The organism is Streptomyces sp. MBT65, from assembly GCF_016612545.1.
Lineage (GTDB): Bacteria > Actinomycetota > Actinomycetes > Streptomycetales > Streptomycetaceae > Streptomyces.
Genome location: NZ_JAENRY010000532.1, coordinates 1 through 5,991, shown reverse-complemented (window position 1 = coordinate 5,991; position 5,991 = coordinate 1). Strand labels below are relative to the sequence as shown.

Annotated in this window: 5 protein-coding genes; 3 read left to right on the top strand and 2 right to left on the bottom strand. The window is 70.6% G+C overall.

The window, feature by feature from the left end; all coding sequences use genetic code 11:
• Positions 1-38 precede the first annotated feature (38 nt).
• The 3 genes from JHN63_RS49815 to JHN63_RS49805 all read left to right on the top strand — a co-directional run bounded on the left by JHN63_RS49815 (position 39) and on the right by JHN63_RS49805 (position 3,422).
• The gene (locus tag JHN63_RS49815) at positions 39-1,067 is read left to right on the top strand and encodes a P1 family peptidase (RefSeq protein WP_200691748.1); all 1,029 of its coding nucleotides are present in this window, start codon (positions 39-41) and stop codon (positions 1,065-1,067) included.
• 224 nt (positions 1,068-1,291) lie between these two features.
• The gene (locus JHN63_RS49810; protein WP_200691747.1) at positions 1,292-2,518 is read left to right on the top strand and encodes an Ig-like domain-containing protein; all 1,227 of its coding nucleotides are present in this window, start codon (positions 1,292-1,294) and stop codon (positions 2,516-2,518) included.
• Positions 2,519-2,675: 157 nt separating this feature from the next.
• Entirely contained in the window at positions 2,676-3,422 is a 747-nt protein-coding gene (locus JHN63_RS49805; protein WP_200691746.1) for a DUF6227 family protein, read from the top strand.
• Between the two features lie 13 nt (positions 3,423-3,435).
• Here the strand turns inward: JHN63_RS49805 and JHN63_RS49800 are convergent, their stop codons facing one another.
• Both JHN63_RS49800 and JHN63_RS49795 read right to left on the bottom strand, forming a co-directional pair.
• Positions 3,436-3,690 (bottom strand): hypothetical protein, encoded by a 255-nt coding sequence (locus JHN63_RS49800; RefSeq protein WP_200691745.1) that lies wholly within the window; start codon positions 3,688-3,690, stop codon positions 3,436-3,438.
• Positions 3,691-3,794: 104 nt separating this feature from the next.
• The gene (locus JHN63_RS49795; RefSeq protein WP_200691744.1) at positions 3,795-5,876 is read right to left on the bottom strand and encodes a fructose-specific PTS transporter subunit EIIC; all 2,082 of its coding nucleotides are present in this window, start codon (positions 5,874-5,876) and stop codon (positions 3,795-3,797) included.
• Between the last annotated feature and the right edge of the window lie 115 nt (positions 5,877-5,991).

The following is a 5,991-nucleotide window of genomic DNA, read 5'->3' as shown; positions in this document are numbered from 1 at the left end:
TGCCACGGCCCCGCTCTCCCTGGGTGAGACTGAGCCCCATGACAGTTGACGCGTTGACGGATGTGGCCGGGGTGCGGGTGGGGCATGCGACGCGGGTGGGGGACGGTTGGCTCACCGGTACCACCGTCGTGCTCGCGCCGGAGGGTGGGGCGGTGGCCGCCGTGGATGTGCGCGGTGGCGGGCCCGGTACCAAGGAGACCGACGCGCTCGATCCGCGCAACGTGGTGCAGCGGGCCGAGGCGATCGTCCTGACCGGCGGCAGCGCGTACGGGCTCGATTCCGCGTCCGGGGTGATGGCCTGGCTGGAGGAGCAGGGGCGCGGGGTGCGGGTCGGCGCGGATCCCCTGCACGTCGTGCCGGTGGTGCCCGCGGCCTGTGTGTTCGACCTGGGGCGGGGCGGCGACTTCAAGGCCAGGCCGGACACGGCCACCGGGCGGGCCGCGGTCGAGGCCGCCGCGATCAGTGGGCCGGGGGTGCGGGTGCGCGAGGGATGCGTGGGTGCCGGTACGGGCGCCGCGGTCGGGCCGATGAAGGGCGGGATCGGGACCGCGAGCATCGTGCTGGAGTCCGGGATCACGGTGGCAGCGCTCGTGGTGGCCAACGCGGCGGGGTCGGTGATGGATCCCGAAACGGGCGTCCTGTACGGGGAGTTGTTCCAGGGGCGCGTGACGTATCCGGAAGCGCACGTCCACGAGGCCGCGCGCCGGCGCCTCGCCGAGACCGCCGCGAAGAACGCGCCTCCCCCGTTGAACACCACGCTCGCGGTGGTCGCCACCGACGCGGACCTGTCGAAGGCGCAGGCACAGAAGTTGGCCGGTACGGCGCACGACGGCATCGCGCGCGCCGTACGCCCGGTGCATCTGCTGAACGACGGGGACACGGTGTTCGCGATGGCCACCGGGGCCCGTCCGCTCGACGCCGAACACCCCCTCGCCCTCAACGACATCCTCGCGGCCGGCGCGGAGGTCGTGACCCGGGCGATCGTGCGCGCGGTGCGTGCGGCCGAGCCGGTGGACGGGCCGGGCGGGACGTGGCCGTCGTACGAGGAGTTGTACGGGAGGCGGTAGGCACGCCCTGTGGCGGTGGGCATCCGGGGTTTCCGGAGGTTCGTCCCGGTGTTTGTCGCGGTTCTGTCACCGGATGGCGTTCGTGGGGAACGGCGGGAACCCGTGCGGGGGCGGGGACCCTCTTTGTCCACGCATCGCAGCGGATCAAGCATCACGCATCACGCATCACCACCGCGCACTGCGTGCTTCCGCACTCCGCACACCACTCGAACCTGGAGCAGCCCGTGACAACGCCGGACATAGCAGCGCGGCGCGTACTGGGGGCCATCGCCGCCCTGGTGGTCGGCACCCTCACCCTCAGCGCGTGCGGCGGGAACGCCAGCGCGGACACCGACACCAACAGCAAGGGTGGCGGCGGGGCGTCCGTGAAGACGTCGACCGCCAAGATCGTCATCTCGGCGAAGGACGGTGCGACGAACGCGTCCATCAACGCGACCGGCGTACAGGTCAGCGGCGGCAAGCTGACCGACGTGAAGATGACGGTCTCGGGGTCCGGGCAGGCCGTGGACGGGGCGATATCCGCGGACGGCGCGAGCTGGAAGCCGAAGGAGCAGTTGGAGCGCGGGACCAAGTACCAGATATCGGCCACCGCGAAGGACTCGAGCGGCAAGACCGCTGCCGCCAACTCCATCTTCACCACGGTCACTTCGGGCAACAGCTTCATCGGGACGTACACGCCGGACAACGGGACGACGGTCGGTGTGGGGATGCCGGTGTCGTTCACCTTCGACAAGGCGATCAGCGACCAGAAGGCCGTGCAGTCGCACATCACGGTCACGTCCAGCAGCGGGCAGCAGGTCGTGGGGCACTGGTTCGGGGCGCAGCGGCTCGACTTCCGGCCGCAGGACTACTGGAAGGCCGGTTCCAAGGTCACGATGAAGATCGACCTGGACGGTGTGCAGGGCGCGAACGGTGTCTACGGCGTGCAGAAGAAGACCGTGAGCTTCACCATCGGGCGGTCGCAGGTGTCCACGGTCGACGTGAACACCCAGACCATGACGGTCGTGCGGGACGGTCAGACCCTCAAGTCGCTGCCGATCTCCTCGGGCAGCCCCGAACACACCACGTACAACGGGCAGATGGTGATCTCCGAGAAGTTCACGCAGACGCGGATGAACAGCCGGACGGTCGGGCTCGGCGGCGAGTACGACATCCCGGACGTGCCGCACGCGATGCGGCTGACCTCGTCGGGGACGTTCATCCACGGCAACTACTGGTACAACAAGGCGAATCCGCCCTTCGGTCAGACCGGCACCAGTCACGGTTGTGTCGGGCTCGCGGACGTGCAGGGCGCGCAGGGTGCGACGAACGCCAAGTGGTTCTACGACAACTCGCTGATCGGGGACGTCGTGATCGTGAAGAACTCCCCCGACAAGACGGTCGCCCCGGACAACGGGCTCAACGGCTGGAACCTCGGGTGGAGCGAGTGGACCGCCGGAAGTGCCGCCTGACCGGCGGGTTTTGACGGAACTTCGGGCCGCGCGGGAACATCTCGCGCGGCCCGCGCGTTTTCCGGGCATACGTTTTCTCGGTTCACAGGAATGATGTCCGACCGAGGGGCTACGGTATGCACCCACAAGGTGACATGCAGCAACGCCGGGAGAAGCCTTGAGCGTTCCGTACGACACGGCAGCGTACGAACAACCCGAGTCGCCCGAGTCTCCGCAGGAGACCCTGGAGCGACTCCTCGGCCGTGCCCTGAACTCCTTCGAGCTGCCGGACGAGACGATAGGGCGTCTGGACTGCGCGCTGGCGCACGACAGTTCGCTGCACTCCGCGCACCACAGCGCGGGCCTGCACCGGGAGACGTACCGGCACACGTGGTTGCTCGCCGACGGTTCGGCACTCACTCTGTGGGAGCTCGTCCACAACACGGTGCTGGGGCGTGAGACGCAGCACGAGGTGTACGTGGACGAGGAGGAGCTGCGCACCGCGACCGCGCGGCTGCCGCTGCCGCCGGACACCCCGGAGTTCGAACTGCCGGTGCTGGTGCAGTTGTCGCCGATCCCGGAGCCCCGGCACACCTACGAGTCGGACGACTCCGCGGATCACGCGCGCAGGTTATTGCGCCGGGCGGAGAACACGGACCGGCCGGACGCGGAGACGGCGGCGCTGCTGGAGACGGCGTTCGCGCACCAGATCACGCAGGCCTTCGGCCGCCCGTTCCGAGCGGGCCGTACCGCGGTGTGCTTCTCGCTCTACGAGCACGCGTTCCTGTTGTGCGACGGCGCGGAGGTCTCCCTGTGGGAGGTCGAGCACACGGCGACCCCGGACGGACGTCATATGTGCGAGGTGTACGACAGCGAGGACGCGGCCCGGGACGCGATGGAGCGGCGGGCGGCGCGGGTCTTCTGACCCGGGGAAGGGTTCAGCGCCCGTCGCTGAGCTGTCGTACCAGACCCGCGAAGGCGTCCTGTTCCGCCGGGGTCAGCGCGACGGACTCCAGGTGGGGGGCGGTGTCGCGCTGGGTCGGGAGGCCGTGGAGCGGGTGGGCCGTGTGCCAGACGGTGGGCTCGACGAGGGAGCGGCGCAGGATGCGGGTCAGGCCGAGCACCCAGGCGACGGTCGCCAGGGCGAGGACGGCCACACCGGTCAGCTGGAGGATCGAGACGTGCGCAGGCATGCGTTCCAGTAGACACCACGGTCCGGGACCGTGGTCCCGGACCGTGACGTATCTCGCAGTTGCCGTGAACACCTCATGGCGGCCCAAAAGCGGCCGGACAGCGGCTAGGCGGCGACCGGTTGCTTCGTCTCCGCCGCCGGGGCGGCCATGTCCTCCGGCGCCCCGGGGGCCGTACTGCCGACGGGCTGCTTGCGCATGCCCTTCAGTACGACGACCAGGGCGGCGGTGACGCACATACCGACCGCGATGGCGATCAGGTAGAGGAACGCGTGACCGATCAGCGGGACCACGAAGATGCCGCCGTGCGGGGCGCGCAGGGTCGCGCCGAACGCCATCGACAGGGAGCCGGTGATCGCGCCGCCCACCATCGAGGACGGGATGACGCGCAGCGGGTCGGCCGCCGCGAACGGGATGGCGCCCTCGGAGATGAAGGAGGCGCCCAGGACCCAGGCGGCCTTGCCGTTCTCGCGCTCGGTCTCGGTGAAGAGCTTGCCGCGCACGGTCGTCGCCAGGGCCATCGCCAGCGGCGGGACCATGCCGGCCGCCATGACCGCGGCCATGATCTTCATCGCCGAGTCGCTGGGGTTGGAGACCGCGATGCCGGCGGTCGCGAAGGTGTACGCGACCTTGTTGACCGGGCCGCCGAGGTCGAAGCACATCATGAGGCCGAGCAGGGCGCCCAGCAGGACGGCGTTCGAGCCGCTGAGGCCGTTGAGCCAGTCGGTCATGCCCTTCTGCGCGGAGGCGATCGGCTTGCCGATGACCACGAACATCAGGAACCCGACGATCGCCGTGGAGATCAGGGGGATCACCACCACCGGCATGATCCCGCGCACCGCCTTGGGGATCTTCACCTTCTGGATCGCCAGCACCACACCACCGGCGATCAGACCGGCGGCGAGACCGCCGAGGAAGCCCGCGTTGATGGTGGAGGCGATCATGCCGCCGACGAACCCGGGCACCAGACCCGGCCGGTCCGCCATGCCGTAGGCGATGTAACCGGCCAGGACCGGGACGAGGAAGCCGAAGGCGACGGCGCCGATCTGGAACATCAGCGCGGCCCAGCTGTCGGTCTGCGTCCACACGAAGTGCTGCATGACCGAGGGCGCGGACTTGATCTCGTAACCGCCGATCGCGAAGCCGAGGGCGATCAGCAGACCGCCCGCCGCGACGAACGGGACCATGTAACTCACGCCGGACATCAGCCACTTGCGGAGCATCGAGCCGTAGCCCTCGCCCGCCTCGCCGCCGCGCTCGACCGGTGTCGGCGCGGATCCGCCGCTGACCTCGCCGCGCTCCGCCTTGCCGCGGACCTCGGTGATCAGTTCGGCGGGACGGTTGATGCCCGCCTTCACACCGACGTCGACGGTCGGCTTGCCGGCGAAGCGTTCCTTCTCCCGTACGGGTACGTCGTGGGCGAAGATCACGGCGTCCGCCGCCGCGATCACCGCCGGGTCGAGCCGGGTGAAACCGGCCGAGCCCTGCGGCTCCACGACGAGGTCGACACCGGCCTCGCGGCCCGCGTTCTCCAGCGCCTCGGCCGCCATGTAGGTGTGCGCGATACCGGTCGGGCAGGAGGTGACGGCGACGATACGGAACGGAGGGGCGTCGCCGGACGCGGGTGCCGGGCTCGTGGTGCCCGTGGCGGCGTCGGCGGAGGCCGCCGCCGACGTCGCCACGGAGTCTGTGCTGCCCGCGGAACCGGCCGCGGCCTCGGACCCGGCCTCGGGCTCGTCCCCGCGGATCAGGGCCGCCGCGCTCTCCGCGTCGCCCACCGACCGCAGCGCGGAGGTGAACTCGGCGTTCATGAGCTGCCGGGCGAGCGCCGACAGGATGGTGAGGTGGGCGTCGTCGGCGCCGGCGTCGTCGGCGCCGGCGGGCGCGGCGATCAGGAAGATCAGGTCGGCGGGGCCGTCCGGGGCGCCGAAGTCGACGCCCTCGGCGCTGCGCCCGAAGGCGAGCGAGGGCTCGGTGACGTACTCGCTGCGGCAGTGCGGGATGCCGATGCCGCCGTCCAGGCCGGTCGGCATCTGCGCCTCGCGGGCGGCCACGTCGGCGAGGAAGCCGTCGAGGTCGGTGACCCGGCCCTGGGCGACCATGCGCTCGGCGAGGGCACGTGCCGCCGCCTCTTTGGTATCGGCGGACAGGTCGAGGTCGACCAGGTCCGCGGTGATCATCTCGCTCATCGCGGGCTCCTTCGCACGCATATCGCCCGGGGACTGCCGTGGGCGGGGGTGGGGACGGGGACGGGGGTACTGCGGGACTGCCGGAAGCGGGCGGCCGTCAACAGGGAGCGGGGGT